The following is a 19,953-nucleotide window of genomic DNA, read 5'->3' on the forward strand; positions in this document are numbered from 1 at the left end:
CCGACCTAGCCGGCCCGGATCATCCCCTTCAGAGCTGCTTGCGCCGGCGAGCGACGTCATCCGGCGTCACCGTACCCTGCTTGTTGCCGAAATGCCCGATCACGTAATTGCTGAGCTGGGCCACTTCGGTATCCGAATACGCATCGCCGAATTCGGGCATGAAGATATTGGCGCCCAGGCTACGCAGATCCGTGCCGTGCAGAATCACCTGCGTGATATTGGTGCCGTGCACATCGTTGACGCCGCGCGTGCCAAGCAATGAGGCATACGGTGTCTGCTGGCCCTTCCCGTTCCACTGATGGCAACTGGCGCAGGCGCCTTCGAACAGCTTCATGCCCGGATCGTTCGCATTCGCACTGTCGCCGCCGGGCGCCGCATTGTTCGACGCAAGCGCAGGAGCCGCCGCGGCATCGACCGTGACCGGCGCATCGCCAGTGCGTGCCGGCACGCTGCGCAGATACGCCACCAGCGCGGCGGTATCGGTGGGATTGAGGTAGCGCAGACTGTTTTCCACCGCTTCGGCCATCGGGCCGGCCGCGGTACCGCGGCCATCGGCATGCCCGCGGCTGAGGTAGTTGCTGATGTCGCTATCGCTCCAGGCGCCAATGCCATGCACCGGATCGGAGGTGATGTTGTAGGCGCGCCAACCTTGCAGTTCCTGGCCAGCCAGTTCATCGCCGTGTTTCATCGCAAAGGCGAAGTTGCGCGGGGTATGGCATTCATCGCAATGCGCCAGCGCCACCGCCAGGTATTTGCCGCTGTTCCATTGCGGCGTCTGGCCGGGATCGGGCTGAAAGCGCTGGCTCTTGAAGAACACCGCATTCCAGAAACCCATCGCCCAGCGCTGATTGAACGGGAAAGACAGCTGATTTTCGTGATTCGCCTGCGCGATCTTCGGCAGGCTGAACAGATACGCCTTGATCGCCAGCACATCGCTGCGGCTCAGCTGCGTGTATGAGGTATACGGAAACGCCGGATACAGATGCTGGCCGTCGTTGCGCACGCCATTGCGCACGGCGCGCACGAACTCGTCGTCGCTCCAGCTGCCGATGCCGTTCGCTTCGTCGGCGGTGATATTGGAGGAATAGATGGTGCCGAACGGCAGCTTGAACGGCACGCCGCCGGCAAATGCGTTGCCCGAGCCCGGCACGGTATGACACGCGGTGCAGTCGGCGGCCTTGGCCAGATATTCGCCGCGCGCAAGCACATCCGAGGACACCGGTGCCCCTGCCAGCGCCGGCGCGGTGCCGTCGGAGGTATCCGCGCGATTCAAAAACACATAGGCGCCCGCACCCAGCAGCACTACCAGCACTATCGCGATCAACAGGCGGATCATGCCGGCACCCTCCCCGTATCCGTGCTCGCTGCGGCCACCGATTTCAGCGCATCCGGGCTTTGCACCAGCAGTGCGCGGTCGACCGGCAACTGGTACAGCCGTACGCCGGTGGCGGCGAAAATCGCATTGGCCAGGGCCGGCGCGGCAATCGCCGTGCCCACTTCGCCGAGGCCGCCGGGCGGCTCGGCATTGATCACGCGATGCACTTCCACCAGCGGTGACTCGTTGATGCGCAGCACGCGATAGTCATTGAAATTGCCTTGCTCGATCGCGCCGTCCTTGATGCTGAGGCCGCTGTACATCGCCGCGCTGAGGCCGAAGATAAGACCGCCCTGCACTTGCGCTTCGATCGAGCTGGTATTGACCGCGATACCCACGTCGATACCGACCACCACCCGACGCAGGCGCACCTCGCCCTGCGGCGTGACTTCCGCTTCCACGATCGCACACACATGGCTGCCGAACGGTTCGGCCACGGCGATGCCGCGTCCCGTGCGCGCCGGCAGCGGCTGGGCGCCCCAGCCGATTTTCTCGGCCGCAAGATTCAGCACGCCCAGGGCGCGCGGACTCTTTTGCAGCAGCGCGCGGCGGTAGGCCAATGGATCCTGCTTGGCGCGATGGGCGAGTTCGTCGATAAAGCTTTCCACTACGAACAGGTTGTGCGTCGGGCCCACACCGCGCCACCAACCGGTGACCAGGCCTGTGGGCATATCGTGACGAATCCATTCCACCTTGCCCTTGGGAATGTCGTAGGGAATTTCTGCCACGCATTCGACCGCATCGCTGTCCATGCCGTCCTTGCCCATGGCTGCCGGGGCAAAGCGCGCCAGTACCGAGCTACCGCTGGTGCGGTAGCCGTACCACACCGGTTTGCCGTCGGCATCGACCACGGCGGAAATCACGTCGTGATACATCGGGCGCATGCGGTCGTGGCGGATATCTTCCTCGCGCGTCCACACCACTTTGAGCGGATACGGCACCTGCTTGGCAAACGCCACCGCCTGTTCCACCCAGTCCGTTTCCAGGCGACGCCCGAAACCGCCGCCCAGGTACTGGTTGTGCACAATCACCTTGTCCAATGGCAGGCCGGTGATCTTCGCCGCCTCTTGCTGCGCGCGTGCCGGCACCTGCGTGCCGACCCAGATTTCGCATTGATCGGGCGTAACGTGCACCGTCGCGTTCATCGGCTCCATGGTGGCGTGCGCCAGCATCGGCGAGCGGTATTCGGATTGCACCAGCGTGCCCTGCGGCTGATCGCCATCGTTGCGCGCGGGAATGCCCTTGCCGTGACGCGCGGCATCGGCCAGGCCATCGCGCAATTGCTGCGTAGTGAGGTTCGCGTTTTCGCCGCGATCCCAATGGATATTGAGCGCATGCAGGCCTTGCTTCGCCGCCCAGAAATGCTCACCCACCACCGCCACGGCATTGTCCAGCCGCAACACCTCGATCACCCCGGGCAACGCGCGCGCTGCCTTGTCATCCAGCGAAGCCAGCTTGCCGCCGAAGGTGGGGCATGCCATCACGGTAGCGACCTTCATGCCCGGCACCTGCACGTCGATGCCGAACTGGGTGGCGCCCTTGATCTTGTCGACAGCATCCACGCGCCGCATCGGCTTGCCGATCAACTTGAAATCCTTGGGATCGGTGAGCTGCACCTTGTCCGGCATCGGCAGCTTGCCCGCGGCGGTGGCCAGCGCGCCGAAACCGAGGCTGCGCCCCGAGGCGACGTGATGCACCGTGCCGCGATCCACCGTGCAACTGGCCGGATCCACATGCCACTGCGCCGCTGCCGCACTGACCAGCATGCTGCGCGCCACCGCCCCCGCCTCGCGCAGCACCTGCCAGGTCGCGCGCGTGCTGGTGGAACCGCCGGTGATCTGACCGCCCAGCAGCGGAATGCCGTACAGCTCGTCGCTGGGCGGCGAGTGCTCCACCGTGATCTGGTCCAGGCCCACGCCCAGTTCTTCGGCCAGCAACATGCTGCAGCCCGTATAAATGGACTGACCCATTTCCGCCGAGGGCATCACCAGCCGTACCTTGCCGCTGGTATCGATGCGGATAAACGCATTCGGCGCAAACGACGGGTTGCCGTCGGCTTGCGCCGCAGCGCCGTCGCCGGCCTGGCGGCGCGCGCTGATCATCGCCGAGGCGGTGCCGCCGGTGCCCAGCCACAGGAAGGCGATCGCCAGGCCGCCGGCTTGCAAGGCATGCCGCCGACCGAGATCGACATTCGCTGGTTCTACAGGTGCGGGATCCGGCTGCTTGTTCATGGCGCCGCTCCTTGCGGTGCGCTGACGAGCGTCTGCAGGATCTCCGGCGTGCCGGTCGCCGCCTGCTTGATCGCCGCGCGAATACGCACATAGGTACCGCAACGGCAGATATTGCCGGACATGGCCGCGTCGATATCCGCATCGCTGGGGTTGGGCGTGCGCTGCAGCAGCGCGGCGGCCGACATGATCTGCCCGGATTGGCAGTAGCCGCACTGCACCACATCCACCTCCAGCCAGGCCTGCTGGATCTTCTGCCCGGCCGGCGTGGCGCCGATCGCCTCGATGGTGGTGATGGTGCGGTTGCCGATGGCGCCCACCGGCAGCACGCACGAGCGTACCGGCTGGCCGTCCAGATGCACGGTGCAGGCCCCGCACTGGGCCACGCCACAACCGAACTTGGTGCCGGTCAGGCCGATCACGTCGCGCAGCACCCAAAGCAGCGGCATGTCGTCGGGTACATCCAGCGCATGCGACTGGCCGTTGACGGACAAGGAAAGCATCGGAACCTCCGCACTGCGTCGAGCGCCGTACATCGATGGATGAAGCGCGGCCGGAACCCCTGCCCACCGCACGATGGAACCGCCCTGGCCGGCCATTGCCGCCGCCGGTCATTCTGACATCGAGCGATATATAGCTGACACCATGACGACACTCGTCCTGGTAGAAAACCAGGCCCATGGACGACCGTTTCCTGCGACGGCTGCTTCGCCAACGCCTGGCATGCGACGATTGCACCGATGAATTCCGCCCATGAGCTAAGCATCCTGATGGACACCCTGCGCGACCTGCACCGCGCGGGCCCGTCCAAGGCGGCCATGGCCACGCTCACCCGCACGCGCGGCTCCACCTTCCGCCGCCCCGGCACGCGCATGCTGATCTTCGACGACGGACGCGTGGTCTGCGAACTGTCCGGCGGCTGTCCTCAGCGCGATATCGTGGCGCGCGCACAGGAAGCCATCGCCGCCGGCAAGCCGCGACTGGTGCGCTATAACGCCGAATCGGGTCTGGACGTGCTGATCGAAATGGGCTGCGGCGGCGAACTGGAAGTGCTGCTCGAACCGTTGCTGGCGAGCGATGACACCGCTTTCATCGACACCGTGTCACGCTGTCTCGATCAGCGCCACCCCATGCGCATGGCCACGCTGTTTGCCCTCGACGATGCAGCAGTGGCACCCAGGCGCCTGATCTGGAACCAGCACGGCATATTGCACGATTCCTTGCACGAGCCCGCACTGCTCGACACGATCGTGGCGCAGATCCTCGAGCATGATGCACACCGCGCATCCACGCACACCTGGCCTTCCGCACAGGGGCGTGCCGATGTGTTGATCGAACACATCGCGCCGCCGCATGCACTGTTCGTGATCGGCAGCAGCGCCGCCGCACGCGCACTGCTGCCGCTGGCCAGCGCACTGGGCTGGCAGACCACCCTGGTCGATCAGGATCCGGTGCGCCTGCGTGCGACCGATCTGCCACAGGGTCTGCATACCGTATGCGCCGCGCCAGCGACACTCCTGCAAGCGCTGTCGCTGGATGAGCACAGCTCGGTGGTCGTGATGACGCATAACCTGGAGCAGGACATCGCCTATCTCGAGGCGCTGAAAAATGCCCCGGTCGCTTATATCGGCGCACTCGGCTCGCGCGATCGCGTCGCCCGCATGCGCGGCAACCATCTGCTCTCCGGCTTGCGCCTGCATGCGCCGGCCGGTTTGGATATCGGTTCGGAAACACCGGAGGAAATCGCGCTGGCGATCGCCGGGGAAATCATGGCGGTGATCAACCGCCGCAACGGCGGTCCGCTGCGCAACAACAACGGTGCACTGCACGGATGAGCACGCAGCCGGTCATCCTTCTGCTGGCCGCCGGCGAGGGCAGCCGCTTCGGCGGCGCCAAGCAGCTGGCCGATATCGATGGCGAGCCGATGGTACGACGCGTTGCACGCCGGCTGCTGTTGCTGGATCTACCGCTTGTCGTGGTCACCGGCGCCCATGCCGATCAAGTGGAAGCAGTGCTGGACGACCTGCCGCTCGGATTGTCGCGCTGCGACGAGTGGGCGCTGGGCATGGGCCGCTCCATCGCGGCCGGTGTACACGAGGTGGCGTACTCGTTTCCGCAAGCATCTGCCGTGCTGATCTGCCTGGCTGATCAACCGCTGCTTTCCAGTGCCTGCCTGCAGGCGATACTGCAGCACCACCGCGACCTGCCGACACGCATCGTGGCGACCCAGCACGCAAGCATCGTGGCTCCCCCGGCACTCTTCCCCCGCACCTGCTTCGATGCCTTGATGGCATTGTCCGGCCCGCAAGGTGCACGCAGTGTCATCGAGCAGCATGCCGCGTCGGTGGATCTTATCGCCGCAGACAGCACCCTCGACGTCGACACGCAGGACGATCTGCAACAAGTACGAGAGACGCTTGCAAAGCACGGCCGGTAAATCCTGAGACGCTGTCTCCGGAAGGCGCCCTACTGTCACACACACCCAAAGGCGACAAGCGGCGACCGAAAAACCCTACACGCCGCCCAGACTGCTCCGTTATCGCCGCAAAAAGCATGCGTATAGCCTCCAGGTTGCCTAGAGCCACCGGAGTGCCAACCTTGAAATCCTACGCAGCCCCCATTCTTTTTGCCGTCTCATTCGCGCTTTTCTGCCAACCCGGCCATGCGGGCGAATGCAAAACCGGCGTCGTCACCGATCTTGCCGTGGAAGGCGATGCCGATTGGGGCAACCAGATCGCCTTCTATCTGAACACCAATGCCGATCGGCGCTACTACATAGACGACACCCACGACATCAACGATTCGCCGGGTCATGGCCTGCTGCAACTGCTGGCCTTGTCCAGCCTGAGCGAAACCCAGGTGACCACCTACGACCTGTACGGCCGATGCGACGGAATCATCGGCGTCTGGCTCAAATAAGTCCGCAATGCGGTGCCCCCGTCCGCTTATCTCGATCGTCCGACCGGGCCAGGTGAGCGGCGCCTTAGTCGCGCAAATCCCACGCGCAAAAAAATGGAAAGGACGCAACCATGAAAAAAATCATAATCAAGTACGCACTTGCCGCCACCTTCGCCGGTCTCGCCTCGCCGTGCATTGCCACCGACTGCATCACGGGAGCAGTAACCAACGTACGCATCGGGTACGGAAATGCCGACTGGGGCAATTCCATCGAGGTTCGCATCGATACGACCGGTACGCAGTGGTGGCCCATCTACCGGGACCACAATCTCAACGACTCGCCAGGCTATGGCCTGCTGCATTTGTTGACGGTATCGAGGATGAGCGGCAATTCGGTCACCTTGTCGGACAACACGGGTCGCTGCAGGGAAATCGACAGCGTATGGCTCAAGTAATTCCCGGGATGCCAAGACCATGAAGAGTACAGCACTGCTACTTATCGCCGGATCCGCGCTGGCATTCGGCTCGCTTGCCAACGCCACGTCCTGCGGCATTGGGGTCGTCAAAGAACTGCGCGTTGGCTACAAGAACGCCGATCGCGGCAACGCCATTGAAGTACTTCTCGACGATACATACGACAAGCAATGGAAATCGCTGCATGTCTCTCACAACCTGGACGATCCGCAGGGATACAGCCTGCTGCATCTGCTTACCGCATCAAAACTGAGCGGCAAGCGGGCACAACTCACCAGTTCCACGGGGCGCTGCAGCGAACTCGACGGCGTGAGACTGTTGTAAATATTCCGGGGAATTCAAATGAACTATTTCAAGCTCACTTCCATCGCCATTTTAGCCATGGCGGCTGCAGTTCCGGCTCGATTTGCCAGCGATCAATCTGCCGCCAACTACGACCCGTCCTGGGTACTGGCCAGCGTGAACGGAACCCAGCACTATTTCCACCGCGCGAATGGCAAGATCATGCTGTCGGATGACATCGTGGCGTACCCAAGTTCCACCCGCGTCCTATCCAGCCAGACCCAGGCACAGGTCGCAAAAGCCATGACGCGCTCCACCCAGGAAGACTACGACGAGATCGTCGACGTAACGGTGCAGGTATGGCCCAGTAGCACGCTCACCTATGCCATCAACAACGACCTGCCGTCGGATCAACAAGCCGCCGTGCAGTCAGCCGTCAAGCGATGGAACGATAGCAAGGCGAGCTGGAACTCAAACATCGCGCAATGGGACGGCAAAGTTGCCTATCGCTTCGTACCGGCGCCGCAAGGGAAGGACCCCATGGTTCTTTTCGTTCGCAGCGAGGACACCAATTGCTCTGCAAATCTCGGAAAGCCCGGCTCGGCCTCCGATGGCCCGGCCAAAGTCTATATCCCCTCCACCGGATGCCGTACCGGGTCCGTCCTGCACGAAATGGGTCATATCGTAGGCTTGACGCACGTGCATCAGCGGCTGGACAGAAACAATTTCATCAAAATAAACAAAAAGGCGTTCGACTACCTAAAGGAAAAGCACCCCTCGTTTTATCCGAACATGGTGGCAAACTACCGACGACTATCCTTGAATCATGGAAATCCGTTTTCCTTTGATGAGCAGTCGCTGATGATGTACCACCCCTATGCTGCAGCGACAGCCGACATCGCCGATGAACTCGTCAAGCAGAAGCTTCCGTTCTACACCCACTACGATGGAAGCGAAATCGTCAAGGTAAATACGGAATACCTTACCGACCGCGACATGTTCCTGATCAAGCGGAAAAGCATGTTCAGGTTTTGGCCCGCGGTAAATATCAAGCCTCGATAGATCATTACGATAAGGTCAGTGGTTGCAGATCCGCTGCAACCGCTGACCTTTCCACCCGTACATGCCAAAAGCATCTTCCATGCGTTGCGAGGGCGAAAACTTCACCGCACTCCAACCAGGCATGGCGGACCGAATGATCGCCTTCTGGCAATGCTCATCCGAAACGCCATTGCCCTCTTACACACCAAAACCATAACACTCTATCGCGGATGGCAATCCCAGACGCCACAGCCGCTTAGGCTTACCCTGGTGGAACCAACCGATTGCGCACTGAATCCTGCCGGCGAATATCCCTCAAAATACTGATTGAAGAGATAATTCTGGCGTGTCCCTCCCGTAGCAAATACAGCAGGTCCGGCCGGCACGCCGTTCACGAATCTCCTGGTAACCAGCACCGCACTTTCAATGAGCTGTGGAGCAATCCTGTCCACCGCCGCCCACTCGTGCTGCAGGATGTACCTTGCGTAGAAATCGTTCTCCGGCAAATTTTGAGAGATTGAGAAGAAATTGCTCGATCTCGGCGTAATGGTATAGATCCAGGTCCTGCACAGCCTGTCGCCTTGCGATGAGCATGACCATGTATTACGAAACGTGTCGTTTATCTGCGATGAGGCAATCGCCATGGCTGTCTCAAAGCTGTCGGTAGTAGACACATATCTACTGTTGACCAGCATGGATCCGCCAATGACATGAGCCGTTATGTCCGCATCCAGGCCACGCGACGTAAATCCAAAATTGAACACGGCATCCGGGCTTCGGCTATCAACCCTGTATACGCGAGAAGGTACCGGGATATTGGTATTCAAATAAGGATGACTAAGCGGCGGCGCCGCCGCAACGGCATCCAAAGACGTGCATAAAAAGACCAAGAAGCACTCCCATTTTATTTTTTCGATAATCACCGATTTCATAAACCATTCCTTAGTCTTTGCGTGCCAAGTGGCTTACCGATCATATGGATATCCAATTCGGCATCAATGACAAATGGATTTTTTCAGGTGAGCGCTTTTCGACAGAACGGGCCATCGTTTTAAGATCTCGCGTGTAGGTGTTCCCCGACCTCTTCGGCTCTACATAGCTTCGCTGGCGTGCCGAACGATCACCCGTGCCTGCTACGCGAGAATTTCACCTCGCGATGCGGAAAATCCCGAGGGCCTCGACGGCCCTAGTGGAACCCGGCGCCAAGCGATACCCTGCGCCTCTCTGGCGATGCGCCGGGCAGGCTGGCTGAAATGCATGAGGGACGCATGAAAAACTGCACATTCGTGACAGCCGTCGCCCTGCTATGGCTAGCGCTAAGCACTTCGCCCACGCATGCCGCCAGCAGGCCCACATTGGCGCAACCGGCCGACGAGGTGTTCTACCAGATCTTCGAGCGCAGCTTCCGGGACAGCAACGGCGACCGCATCGGGGATTTGAACGGCATCACGTCCAAGCTCGATTACATCAAGCAGCTGGGCGTCACTTCGATCCTGCTTACGCCGCTACAGCCCTCGCCCTATTACCACAACTATTTCGCCACCGCCTTCAAGGCGATCGAACCACGCTATGGCAGCATGGACGATTACCTGGCCTTTATCCGCGCCGCGCATGCGCATGGTTTAAAGGTGTATCTGGACGAAGAATTCCAGTACGTAGCGCAAGGCCACCCGTGGTGGGCGGATGCGCTGTGCAAGCCCAAATCGCGCTACGCCAATTACCTGCTGTGGCGCGATGCCGGCCACTGCACCGCCGAGCCGTTTCTCGATCATGCCCAGTGGGCCGGCTACGACGGCCGCATGATCGGCATTGCCATGGTGGATCTGAACCAGCCGGCAGTGAAGAAATATTTCCAACAATTGCTGCTGTTCTGGATCGACCCGCACGACGACGGCAGCGGGCGCGATGGCGCCGATGGCCTGCGTATCGACCACATGATGGACGACCTGGACCATAAAGGGCTGGACAAGGATCTGTTCGCACAATTCTGGACACCGATGTTCCAGGCGCTGAAAGATCGCCGCCCCGGCTTGCGCGTCCTCGCCGAGCAGGCCGATTGGGGCTACGGCCAGGACTGGCTCACCCACGGCCATGTGGACATGGTGTTTGCCTTTCCGCTGCGCGACGCGCTGACCCGGCTGGACAAGCCGGCGATCGTGAAAGCCTTACGCGAGATGGACGCCATCACGCCGCCTGGCAAGGACCAGGTGTTGTTTCTGGAGAACCATGATGTCGACCGCTACATGTCGGTGGTCGGCAACGACATGGCCAAGGCGCGTGCCGGCGCCGCAATCGAATTGGTGCTCAAGGGCGAGCCGCTGATCTACTACGGCCAGGAACTGGGCATGCGCGGCAAGGCGCTGCAAAACATCCCGGTGTCCGACGGCATCCAGATCCCCTCGCGCGAAGCCTTCCGCTGGCAGGCCGACCTCATGGCACCGGGTTCCGCCGTCTGGTACCAGGGCGAGCAAGCGTGGTGGACGGATCGCTACAACCGCTCCAACGACGGTGTCTCGCTGGAAGAAGAACAGGCTGCGCCCAGTTCGCTCTACCAGTGGTATCGCCAGCTGCTGGCGCTGCGCCAGGGGCGACCCGAGTGGCGCGAAGGTGGTCAGCGCATCCTGTGCGACGACGACAGCGCCGTGCTGTGCATCCTGCGCGAAGCCGGCAACCGGCGTACGTTGCTGATGGTCAACCTGGGCCATACCGATGCGATCCCGCGGCTCGATCCGGGCCTGATCGGCGGCAATGCATGGACGGATCTGCTCGGCGGCGGCGACGCCGGTTCGATCGATGCGATCCTGCGCCCGATGCAGGTGCGCCTGGTGGGAACGCCCTGATCGCCTATCGATGCGGGCAGGCGATCTGCGCGAGCGGCAGTGGGCAGCCGTCGCCATCGTAGAAGGCCGTGCTCATCGCGTGGAACCGGTAGCTTCGTGCGAACGCAAGGTCGCGCGGCTTTGGCACCATAAGACCAGCGATCCGATGGCGATGGCGCCAAGCAATAAGAAGGTCGTGCGATAGCCGAATGCCTGTGCCACCGCACCGCCCAATAGCGGACTCAGGGCCGCGCCGATGCCCTGCATGCTCATCACCGCACCCTGCCCCACATTCACCCGTCCCGTGCCGTGCAACAGCGCGGCAACCATGGCCGGCACCGCCACACTCTGCAAACCGGCACCGATGCCGTCCAATGCCTGCACCGGCCATACACCCCAGCTGTCGATAAAGCAGGCGGCCATCACGCCACGGATCGGCAACGCGATAAACGCAAACAGGATCACCCACCAGTGGCCGTACCGGCGCATCCATCGAACCGCCAACAATGACATCGCCACCATCACCGTCTGCGCCACCACCACCGTGAGCGCGGTGAACAAGGCCGGATTGCCCTGGTGCGCCGTCACCACAGCCATGCCATACAAGGGCAGCATGGCGGCATTGCCCAGATGAAACAGCAGCAAGGCAAAGCCCAGCATCAGCAATGGCTTGCAGGTAAGCAGCACACGCAAACCCGAGACCCGGTCCGCATGCGCGTCGGACGCTTCCCAGCCGCGTGCCGCACGGTCGTCGATGGCGCGTGCCGGAATCAGCCACACACTGATGATGGCAAACACGGCAAACAAGGCCGCCAGGGCAAACACGGCAGCAAAGCCGAATTTCCAGCCGAGCAGGCCCGATAGTGCTGCACCCACCATATTGCCGGCATGATTGATCGCCTGATTGCGCCCGAACTGGCGATCGAATGCCGCCCTGCGCACCATGCCGAGCGTGATGCCGGCCAGCGCAGGCCCCAGCACAGCCGCCGCCAGCGCCGTGGCAATCTGCGAAAACGCCACCAGCGGCACGGCGGCCGAGACCAGCAACAATGCCGACGCCAGCACCGTGCAGATGCTGCTGACCACTACCAGCGCGCGTTTGTGCGACGTGCTGTCGACCAGCGCGCCGGCCGGCGTGGTGGCGAACATGCCGACCACCCCACCCAGCGTCATCACCGCACCGATTGCCCCGGTTTTCCAACCTTGCGCGAGCAGAAACACGCCCAGGAACGGACCGATGCCGGCCTGCACATCGGCCATAAAGAAGCTGAGGCATTCCAGGGCGCGGATACCTGCTTGCGGACTCTTATCCATGCGCCGTCACACGCACGCCAACGCATGCACACCGGTCAACCGCATCGCAGGCATCGATGGCGACTCCGCAAGCAGGAAGCGCCACCGTAGCCAGCATGAAGTTATGCCGCGGTGATCGGTGCCTAGTTCGGCATAACTGCCTGGGGCATGTCAGCCCTGCGTGGCGTGCGCATCCAGCCACGGTGCCAGCGATACCGACCACACGTGATAGCCACCGTTGTCCCAGCTCATCGCCTGCGCCAGTTGCTGGCGCGCCTGGGCCGGCGTGCGCGGATACGGTGCAGGCGCACTGCGGTCGCTGGTGTAATAGAGCGTGCGGTGATCGGGGCTCAGATGCGCGCCCCATTGGTTCCATCGGCCGGTCTTGCTGTTGACCGATTCGCCAAGGTCGATCGGCGTGCCCCAGTGATCGCCATCGCGGAACGTAATAAAGAAATCGTTCAAGCCGGTCTGCCCCGGCGCATTGCCGCTGAACACGATAAAGGACTGATCCGGCGCAATCGCCGCATCCTGGGTTTCCGCTGCCGCATCGCCCAATAGCACTTTCTCGGCAGGCTGATAGCTGCCGTTGCGATACAGCGAACGATAGATATGCGAACCGCTTGGGTCGCGGCTGGTGAAATACAGCGTGCCATCCGCAGCGATGCTGGGTGCGTACGTGCGCGCATTGGCATTGACCGCTGCCGGGAGATGTTGCGGCGCGCTCCAGCCGTTGCCATGGCGATCGATCCGCCACAGATGGTTGCCCGCTCCCGCAAACGACTTGCCTTTGACGGTAATACCCAGGGCCTGCTCGCTGCCATCCACCGGATGATTGGAGGCGTAGACCAGATACGAGCCATCCGGCGCGATGGCCGGATCGTGATCGCCCCAGGTACCGGAAAACGGCGCGATCTGCGGCTTGGACCAGTTGCCTTGGGTACGGTGCGATACCAGGATCATCGTGCCTATATCGAAGTACACCGTGTTGCCGTCCGGCGTAAACGAGGGGCAGTTGTCGTTGCCCGGTCCGGACAGCACGCCCGGCGCAAAAATCGCCGGTGCGTTGTCGCCGGCCATGACGGCACCAGCACAAAGCGCTGCCATGCAGGCAGCGGCCAACCGTAATGGGGCTTTACCGACCACTGCACGCTCCCTGGATAGAAACGCCGCTACTCTCCTCCGCCGCTTCTACGGGCGACATGTGCGGAAAGTCATTCGATCGCCGCACCATGGCTTAAAGTTGGCATCGCCGGCAACCTGCGACTACAACGATTGCCCCAGCCGCGCCTCCAGCAAAGGCCGGAACGTGCGGCTCACATGCACCCGCTGGCCGCCGCGCAACACCAGATCGAATTCACCGTGCGTGGCCGGCTCCAGATGCAGCACGCTGTCGATATTCACCACCGCCGAGCGATGCACCCGCACGAACCGGCGCGGATCCAGCCGCCCTACCAGTTCGCCTAGCGCGGCGCGGTGGATGATGCGCTCCTTACCCACATGCAAAGCCACGTAGACACCGGCACTTTCGATGCAGTCGATCGAATCGACCCGTACCAGCTCGGTCTTATCGCGCTCGCGGATCACAATGCGGTCCAGAAAGCTGCGTTCCAGGCGGCTGCTGTCGAGCAGCTTGAGCACACTGTCGCCCAATTCACGCACATACTTGTCGTCCAGCCGCGCCTTGGCGCGCGCGAACGCCGCCTCCATGCGTTCATCGCCATACGGCTTGAGCACGTAGTCGATCGCGGCGGCTTCAAAGGCACGTACGGCGTGCTGATCGAAGGCGGTGACAAACACCGTGACCGGCATGCGCTCGACACCGATGCTGTCGATCACGCCCAGGCCGTCCAGACCCGGCATCTGCACGTCGAGAAAAACAATATCCGGCTGCTTTTGCAGGATCGCCTCCACCGCATCGAGTCCATGCTCGGCCTCCAGCACCTCGCCGACTTCCGCATCGCCATCCAGCAATTCGCGCAGGCGCTGGCGCGCCGGCTGCTCGTCGTCGACGATAAGCACGCGATACGCTTTTTTCTCAGTCACCGCCGTGGGTCTCCGCTGCGCGGGCAGGTATCGTGACACGGACGCAGGTGCCGCCGCCGTCGCGCGGGCCGATCTGCAGATCCGCCCCTTGCGTTCCGTGCAGCATGGCGATGCGTTCGCGCGTAACGCCCAGCCCCAGGCCGGCGCGATCGTCCCGCCAGTCCTCGCCCAGCCCGACGCCATCGTCTTCGATGGTGAGGCACAACATGGCGTTGTCGACCGCCGCACTCACCCACACGGTGCCCCCGCCCGGCCGCGGCGACAAACCGTGGCGCACCGCGTTCTCCACCAGCGGCTGCAGCATCAGGCTCGGCACCATCACCTCGCGGACAGCGGCGGGAACATCGGTCACCACCTGCAAGCTGTCGCCGAAGCGCGTCTTCTGGATAGCCAGATAATGGCCCAGGAATTCCAGCTCTTCGCCCAGCCGCACCTGCTGCCGCCGACCCGATTCCAGCGACAAACGCAGCAGATCGCCAAGCTGCTCGATCATGCCGCGTGCCTGCTTCGGCTGGCTCACCACCAGCGAGGAAATGGTGTTCAGCGCGTTGAACAGGAAATGCGGATCGAGCTGCATGCGCAGCGCGTTCAAGCGCGCCTCGGAGAAATTCCGCTCCAGCCGCTCCAGCCGCAGCTGCGAAGCAAGATAGTGCTGGCTGTATTGCACCGCCTGCCAGCCGCCGACCACCAGCAGGTAGACCAGCAGGCTCCACAGGAAGTCGCCCTTCAAAGCCTCGTGCAAGGGTGCCGGGCCGAGTGCTGCAGACAAGGCCAGGACGCCCAGCAATACTTGCAGCAGCGCGGTGACATAGCTGTAAAGCAAGGTCACCGGAAGACCGAGCAGGATATGCACAAACAGGCGCGTCCCCAGGCTGTCCGCCGCGATGGGAAGACGCCGGTCCAGTGCGATGATCAACGGCACCAGCACGCCCCACGCCCACCATTGCGCCAGCGTGGTACGCAAGACGAACCACCACGGCATCGTCGAGGCAAAGCGGGGCGCGGCGAAAACCACGCCGACCGCCGTCCATGCCAGCAGCGAGACCAGCGCCAGCCGCAGCCTGGAATCCGCACCGCCTTGCATGATCCGGGCATGCTTGCCGATCGGGCCTGCCATCATCCTCACCAGTCTCGCCGAACGCTCATGCCATCCTACACGGCCGCGCGGACCGGTCACGTCAACCGCGGATCAGGCCGCCCCGGGATTCACCGAATAGGTGATGGCCACAATGCGCCAGCCATCGGCGGTCTTGACCAGCTGCCAGGTTTCATCGCCGCGGTTGTTCACTTTGCCATCGACATTGAAGTCGAAGTGAAAATAGACCGAGGCCACCGTGCCGTCGCTGGCAATCCGGATATCGGTGTGGCGGGGATCGAGTGCCGACTTCGTGTTCGACACGAACGTGGCGAAATCCTTATAGCTGCCTACGTGCACTTTCTGCGCCGAGGCGTTCTTGGCGCGCGCAGCGGCAAACGCCTGGTCGGACAGCGCCATCACCCAGGTGCTGCCGGGATCGAGAAACAGGGCGGCTACACCCTTGCCGTCATGCGCGACTACGGCATGATGGAAGCTGTCCATCACGTGGCGGATGGCGGTCAAATCCTGCGGTGCGGCAGCGGTGACGAACTTGGGCTGATCCTGTGCCATGGCATGGCCGCCGAGTGCCAGCAGGAGCATGCCGATCCAGATACGCTTTTTCATGATGCTTCATCCGATATGACGCGCGTGGCGAAGGCACCAACGTAGCGCGTCCGAGCCGTGACGCAGGCGCCGATGTGGCGAACTGGACGCGCAGCGGGCTCAAGCGGACGAGCGCAAGGCCCAGGCGGAAGCGGCTTGTGCGGCCTCTGCACCGCTGCAAAAGCGCGCAGGCCTGCGCGCAACCGCTTCGGCACGCCACCCGCCCGCTTCGCATCATTGAGCCGGACGCGCCAACACCATGCCGCTAGGGTGCACGCACTCTTCCAACGGTAAGTCCCATGCAAAAGCCATTGACCGGTCTTGTCTGCGCCCTCGCCCTGCTCTGCACCGTGCCCATGCCGGCCACAGCCGATGCGCCGGCGCAGATTCCACTTATCGACAGTGCGTGGGAAGCCAACGGCCATGCCAGCTTCATCACCCGGGAGGCCTTTCCCAACGGCATCCTGCAGGTCACTTCGCCAAGCGAGGAAGGTTTTGTCGCACTGAAAAACCAGTCGTTCAGCAGCGGCACCATCGAATTCGACATCAAGCCGGTGGGCGAAGAAATGCCGGGGATCCGTTTTCGACAGCAAGATGGCGACACCGCCGACATGCTGTATATCCGGGTCAGTCCCGACTGCCCGGCATCGCAGGATTGCCTGCAGTACGTGCCCATTCTGAAAGGCCGCGTGCTGTGGGATGTCTACCCGCAGGACCAGGCCGCCGCACCGTTTCGCGAAAACGAATGGAATCATCTGCGCCTGGTGATTTCCGGCCAGCGCATGGATGTCTACGTAAATCGGCAAACCGAACCTTCGCTGCGCGTCACGCATCTGGAAGGTGCGGCCGGCAGCGGAACCATCGCTTTCGAAGGCCCCGCCTACTACGCCAACCTGACCCTCGCGCCGGGCGTCACCGATGGCCTGGATCCGCAAGCGCCAACCGATCCTGCCGCAGGCGATGCGCGCTACCTGGTGCATTGGCAAGCCAGTGAAGCGGTATCGATGCCCAGCGCCGATCGGCTCGGCTTGGCGGATCGGCCCGGCTCCGGCGCGCACTGGTCGCCGGTGACGCCCGACTATGCCGGCCTGATCAATCTGAGCCGCTATTACGCGCCCACACCCCGGCAGGCGCCACCGCAAGTGATCTGGCTGCGCACCACGCTGCACGCCGATCGCGACCAAGTGCGGCACGTGGCACTCGGCTGGCTGCGCGAGATCTGGGTGTTCGCCGATGGCAAGCCGGTATTCGCCGGCAAGAATCGCTACAACGTCAAAGGCGGCAGGAAAGCACCCGATGGGCGCCTCTCGCTGGAGAACGACGGTTTCGACCTGCCGCTGCATCGGGGCGCCAACTCGGTGGTCGTCGCCATCGATGCCAATACACCCGATATGCGCGGGCGTTATGGCTGGGGTTTCATCATGCGCATGGATCGTGCGGACGGTATCACGCAACAGTAAGTGCCCATGCGCAGGTCATTCCGGCCGCACCGGAATGACCTGCCGCCCAAAGCAGATCAGCGCTTTTCCACCCTGCGCGCCGAAGCTGGATACGCCTTGCGGCACAGCGCGATTACCACGTCGCGCAGCCATCGATGGGCCGGATCGGCGTCCACGCGCGGATGCCAGATCGCCGAGATGGCGAATGACGGCGTTTGCACCGGCAACGGAAAACCCTGCAGCCCCAGCGTGGCGGCAAGATCGCCGGCCAGTGCATTGCCAAGACAGGACTGCGGCACCAGCGCCACCAGCTCGGAATGGCGCGCGATGCGCATGGCATCCGGAAATCCCGGCACCACCACCCGCACTTCCCGCCGCAGCCCCAGCTGTTCCAGCGCAGCGTCGACAGGGCCGGCGAAATCGCCTTTCGGCGAGGCCACCACATGCTCGCAGGCCGCATAAAGCTTGGCCGTTATGCGCGCACTACGCAGCAGCGGGTGGCCTACGCGCGCGACGCCGACCAGGGTGTCCTCGAACAGAAACTGCGTGCGCAGCTCCGGAGCGGCGTTTTCCACCACGCCGATCTCCAGATCGATCAGCCCTTCCCGCAGCGGCGCTGCATCCTTGTTCGGCTTGGGTGCGAAGCGCAGGCGCACATGCGGCGCCGCCTCGGCCACCGCTTTCAACAAGGGCACGGAAAAGAATTCGACAAAGGCTTCGTTGGCGCGGATGGTAAACGTCTGCGCCAGCGAGGCGAGTGCGAGATGTTCGGTTTGCGGGCGCAGAATCGCCTGCACCTCGCGGCTCAATTCATGCACGCGCCCGCGCAGCGCGGCGGCGTAAGGTGTCGGCACCAGCCCGCGTCCGGCGCGCACCAGCAACGGGTCGCCGGTGGCCGCGCGAAGCCGCGTAAGCGTGCGGCTCATGGCCGACGCACTCAAGCCGAGCCGGCGCGCGGCGCCGGTCACACTGCCTTCGGCCAGCAGCACATCCAGGGCAAGCAGCAGGTTCAGATCGATGTCGTCCATGCCGCGAGCCTAGCCCAAGCGGCGCTGCATACCTAGCGTTATATGCAACTATGGATTGCATTCTGTGCGTCTTGTGCATGCCGGATACGTGTATCACCATCGCCGCCGATCACGGCTTCGCAGGACCACCCACATGTCGAGCACATCTTCCCGCAACAGCATTCTCCTGATCGGCGCATCGCGCGGCCTCGGCCACGCCATGGCCGGCGAATTCCTCAAAAGGGGCTGGCAGGTCACCGGCACGGTGCGCGGCGGCACCACCCGCACGCCGCTGCACGAGCTGGCCGACCCGTACCCCGGCCAGCTCGATATCGAAGTGCTGGATATCTGCGAACCGGATCAGCTCGCAGCGCTGAAGCAGCGCCTGTCCGGACGCATGTTCGACACGCTGTTCGTCAACGCCGGCACGACCAATCGCGATCCCGCGCAAAGCATCGGCGCAGTGTCGACCGAGGAGTTCATGCACATCATGAACACCAATGCGCTCAGCCCCATGCGCGTGGTGGAAGGCCTGCAGCAGTACGTCAGCCCTACGGGCATGATCGGTGCGATGTCGTCCGGACAAGGCAGCATCGGCAACAACCAGCAAGGCGGCCGCGAGCTGTATCGCGGCAGCAAGGCCGCGCTGAACATGTTCATGCGCAGCTTTGCCGCACGCCAGCCCGATTCGGCGCGCACCCTGGTATTGATGGCGCCAGGCTGGGTGCGCACCGGCCTGGGCGGTCCCGATGCACCGTTCAGCATGGAAGAAAACGTACCGCGCGTGGTCGATGTACTGCTATCCCGGCAAGGCACGCGCGGCCTGCACTATGTCGACTATCTCGACCGCACCGTGCCCTGGTAAACCACGCACGGTGTCGCCCGGCCACGCCGCCACGCTGCGGCCTAGCCGGAATCCGTCAGCGCGTCATCGCCATCCATGCCGCATGCCTGCGCGCAGCGCTGCGCATCGAGCCGATCCATCATGGCGAGAATCTGCGCCCCGGTGGCGCGCGGATGCAGCAATAGAAAACGGTTGCTGTCATGGCGATCATGGCGGCATGCCGCCGCAATGCATACGGCGCCATCGGCCGACGCGATCACCGGCGGCGCGGTGTAGCGCGGATCCCACAGCTGACGACGCACGACGCCGTGCTGGGGGCCTCCGGCGATAAGGCATTCAACGATCTGTTCCATCTCCACATCCCTCGAAGTACGAGGCTTTCAGGCTTCACACAGCGGTAAGCATGCGCCGCGCCACAGCTGCGCCTAGAATGTGCGCAGCATCACGGTTTCGGATCGGGATAGACCGCGACATTTACCTGCAGCCCTGAAAGCGACGCGACGATGCCTGGAGCAGCCTTATGCAA

Annotated in this window: 20 protein-coding genes; 9 read left to right on the top strand and 11 right to left on the bottom strand. The window is 62.9% G+C overall.

The window, feature by feature from the left end:
• Window positions 1-28: 28 nt before the first annotated feature.
• The 3 genes from IGX34_RS10275 to IGX34_RS10285 are packed head-to-tail and all read right to left on the bottom strand — an operon-like array spanning window position 29 to window position 4,106.
• Complete coding sequence (locus IGX34_RS10275; RefSeq protein ID WP_192555626.1) at window positions 29-1,336, bottom strand: c-type cytochrome; 1,308 nt, start codon at window positions 1,334-1,336, stop codon at window positions 29-31.
• Complete coding sequence (locus IGX34_RS10280) at window positions 1,333-3,606, bottom strand: xanthine dehydrogenase family protein molybdopterin-binding subunit (protein WP_192555627.1); 2,274 nt, start codon at window positions 3,604-3,606, stop codon at window positions 1,333-1,335. Before IGX34_RS10280 ends, IGX34_RS10275 begins: the two co-directional genes overlap by 4 nt.
• Window positions 3,603-4,106, bottom strand: coding sequence for a (2Fe-2S)-binding protein (locus IGX34_RS10285; protein WP_192555628.1), 504 nt, complete (start codon window positions 4,104-4,106; stop codon window positions 3,603-3,605). The genes IGX34_RS10280 and IGX34_RS10285 overlap by 4 nt, the downstream gene beginning before the upstream one ends.
• A 237-nt stretch (window positions 4,107-4,343) precedes the next feature.
• On the opposite strand from IGX34_RS10285, the gene IGX34_RS10290 reads away from it, so the two are divergent.
• From IGX34_RS10290 to IGX34_RS10315, 6 genes are all read left to right on the top strand, one after another.
• The gene (locus IGX34_RS10290; RefSeq protein ID WP_192555629.1) at window positions 4,344-5,438 is read left to right on the top strand and encodes an XdhC family protein; all 1,095 of its coding nucleotides are present in this window, start codon (window positions 4,344-4,346) and stop codon (window positions 5,436-5,438) included.
• Complete coding sequence (locus IGX34_RS10295; protein ID WP_192555630.1) at window positions 5,435-6,040, top strand: nucleotidyltransferase family protein; 606 nt, start codon at window positions 5,435-5,437, stop codon at window positions 6,038-6,040. The genes IGX34_RS10290 and IGX34_RS10295 overlap by 4 nt, the downstream gene beginning before the upstream one ends.
• A 161-nt stretch (window positions 6,041-6,201) precedes the next feature.
• Window positions 6,202-6,522 (top strand): hypothetical protein, encoded by a 321-nt coding sequence (locus tag IGX34_RS10300; protein ID WP_192555631.1) that lies wholly within the window; start codon window positions 6,202-6,204, stop codon window positions 6,520-6,522.
• 110 nt (window positions 6,523-6,632) lie between these two features.
• Window positions 6,633-6,956 carry a hypothetical protein gene (locus tag IGX34_RS10305; RefSeq protein WP_192555632.1) on the top strand — a complete coding sequence of 108 codons (324 nt, stop codon included), beginning with the start codon at window positions 6,633-6,635 and terminating at the stop codon, window positions 6,954-6,956.
• 19 nt (window positions 6,957-6,975) lie between these two features.
• Window positions 6,976-7,299: a hypothetical protein gene (locus IGX34_RS10310; protein WP_192555633.1), complete on the top strand. Its 324-nt coding sequence runs from the start codon at window positions 6,976-6,978 to the stop codon at window positions 7,297-7,299.
• Window positions 7,300-7,317: 18 nt separating this feature from the next.
• Window positions 7,318-8,319, top strand: coding sequence for a M12 family metallopeptidase (locus IGX34_RS10315; protein WP_192555634.1), 1,002 nt, complete (start codon window positions 7,318-7,320; stop codon window positions 8,317-8,319).
• A gap of 200 nt (window positions 8,320-8,519) precedes the next feature.
• On the opposite strand, the gene IGX34_RS10320 is transcribed toward IGX34_RS10315, so the two are convergent.
• Complete coding sequence (locus tag IGX34_RS10320) at window positions 8,520-9,230, bottom strand: hypothetical protein (RefSeq protein WP_192555635.1); 711 nt, start codon at window positions 9,228-9,230, stop codon at window positions 8,520-8,522.
• Between the two features lie 336 nt (window positions 9,231-9,566).
• Here IGX34_RS10320 and IGX34_RS10325 point away from each other — a divergent pair, with 336 nt between their 5' ends.
• Window positions 9,567-11,138, top strand: a complete 1,572-nt coding sequence (locus tag IGX34_RS10325) for an alpha-amylase family glycosyl hydrolase (protein ID WP_192555636.1) — start codon at window positions 9,567-9,569, stop codon at window positions 11,136-11,138.
• 72 nt (window positions 11,139-11,210) lie between these two features.
• Here the strand turns inward: IGX34_RS10325 and IGX34_RS10330 are convergent, their stop codons facing one another.
• From IGX34_RS10330 to IGX34_RS10350, 5 genes are all read right to left on the bottom strand, one after another.
• Window positions 11,211-12,431, bottom strand: coding sequence for an MFS transporter (locus IGX34_RS10330; RefSeq protein ID WP_192555637.1), 1,221 nt, complete (start codon window positions 12,429-12,431; stop codon window positions 11,211-11,213).
• A gap of 150 nt (window positions 12,432-12,581) precedes the next feature.
• Window positions 12,582-13,490 carry a TolB-like translocation protein gene (locus IGX34_RS10335; protein ID WP_225737376.1) on the bottom strand — a complete coding sequence of 303 codons (909 nt, stop codon included), beginning with the start codon at window positions 13,488-13,490 and terminating at the stop codon, window positions 12,582-12,584.
• Window positions 13,491-13,676: 186 nt separating this feature from the next.
• The gene (locus tag IGX34_RS10340; RefSeq protein ID WP_192555639.1) at window positions 13,677-14,456 is read right to left on the bottom strand and encodes a response regulator; all 780 of its coding nucleotides are present in this window, start codon (window positions 14,454-14,456) and stop codon (window positions 13,677-13,679) included.
• Window positions 14,449-15,573, bottom strand: coding sequence for a sensor histidine kinase (locus tag IGX34_RS10345; RefSeq protein ID WP_192555640.1), 1,125 nt, complete (start codon window positions 15,571-15,573; stop codon window positions 14,449-14,451). The genes IGX34_RS10340 and IGX34_RS10345 overlap by 8 nt, the downstream gene beginning before the upstream one ends.
• A gap of 72 nt (window positions 15,574-15,645) precedes the next feature.
• Entirely contained in the window at window positions 15,646-16,158 is a 513-nt protein-coding gene (locus IGX34_RS10350; protein ID WP_192555641.1) for a Cif family virulence factor, read from the bottom strand.
• 278 nt (window positions 16,159-16,436) lie between these two features.
• Between IGX34_RS10350 and IGX34_RS10355 the strand changes: the two genes are divergently transcribed.
• The gene (locus tag IGX34_RS10355; RefSeq protein WP_192555642.1) at window positions 16,437-17,597 is read left to right on the top strand and encodes a 3-keto-alpha-glucoside-1,2-lyase-like domain-containing protein; all 1,161 of its coding nucleotides are present in this window, start codon (window positions 16,437-16,439) and stop codon (window positions 17,595-17,597) included.
• A 56-nt stretch (window positions 17,598-17,653) separates the two neighbouring features.
• On the opposite strand, the gene IGX34_RS10360 is transcribed toward IGX34_RS10355, so the two are convergent.
• On the bottom strand, window positions 17,654-18,604 hold the full coding sequence (locus IGX34_RS10360; RefSeq protein WP_192555643.1) for a LysR family transcriptional regulator: 951 nt from the start codon (window positions 18,602-18,604) through the stop codon (window positions 17,654-17,656).
• 133 nt (window positions 18,605-18,737) lie between these two features.
• Here IGX34_RS10360 and IGX34_RS10365 point away from each other — a divergent pair, with 133 nt between their 5' ends.
• Window positions 18,738-19,448 (top strand): SDR family oxidoreductase, encoded by a 711-nt coding sequence (locus IGX34_RS10365; RefSeq protein WP_192555644.1) that lies wholly within the window; start codon window positions 18,738-18,740, stop codon window positions 19,446-19,448.
• Window positions 19,449-19,489: 41 nt separating this feature from the next.
• Here the strand turns inward: IGX34_RS10365 and IGX34_RS10370 are convergent, their stop codons facing one another.
• The gene (locus IGX34_RS10370) at window positions 19,490-19,780 is read right to left on the bottom strand and encodes a hypothetical protein (RefSeq protein ID WP_192555645.1); all 291 of its coding nucleotides are present in this window, start codon (window positions 19,778-19,780) and stop codon (window positions 19,490-19,492) included.
• Window positions 19,781-19,953: the final 173 nt, after the last annotated feature.

Source organism: Dyella acidiphila, assembly GCF_014863405.1.
Classification (GTDB): domain Bacteria; phylum Pseudomonadota; class Gammaproteobacteria; order Xanthomonadales; family Rhodanobacteraceae; genus Dyella_B; species Dyella_B acidiphila.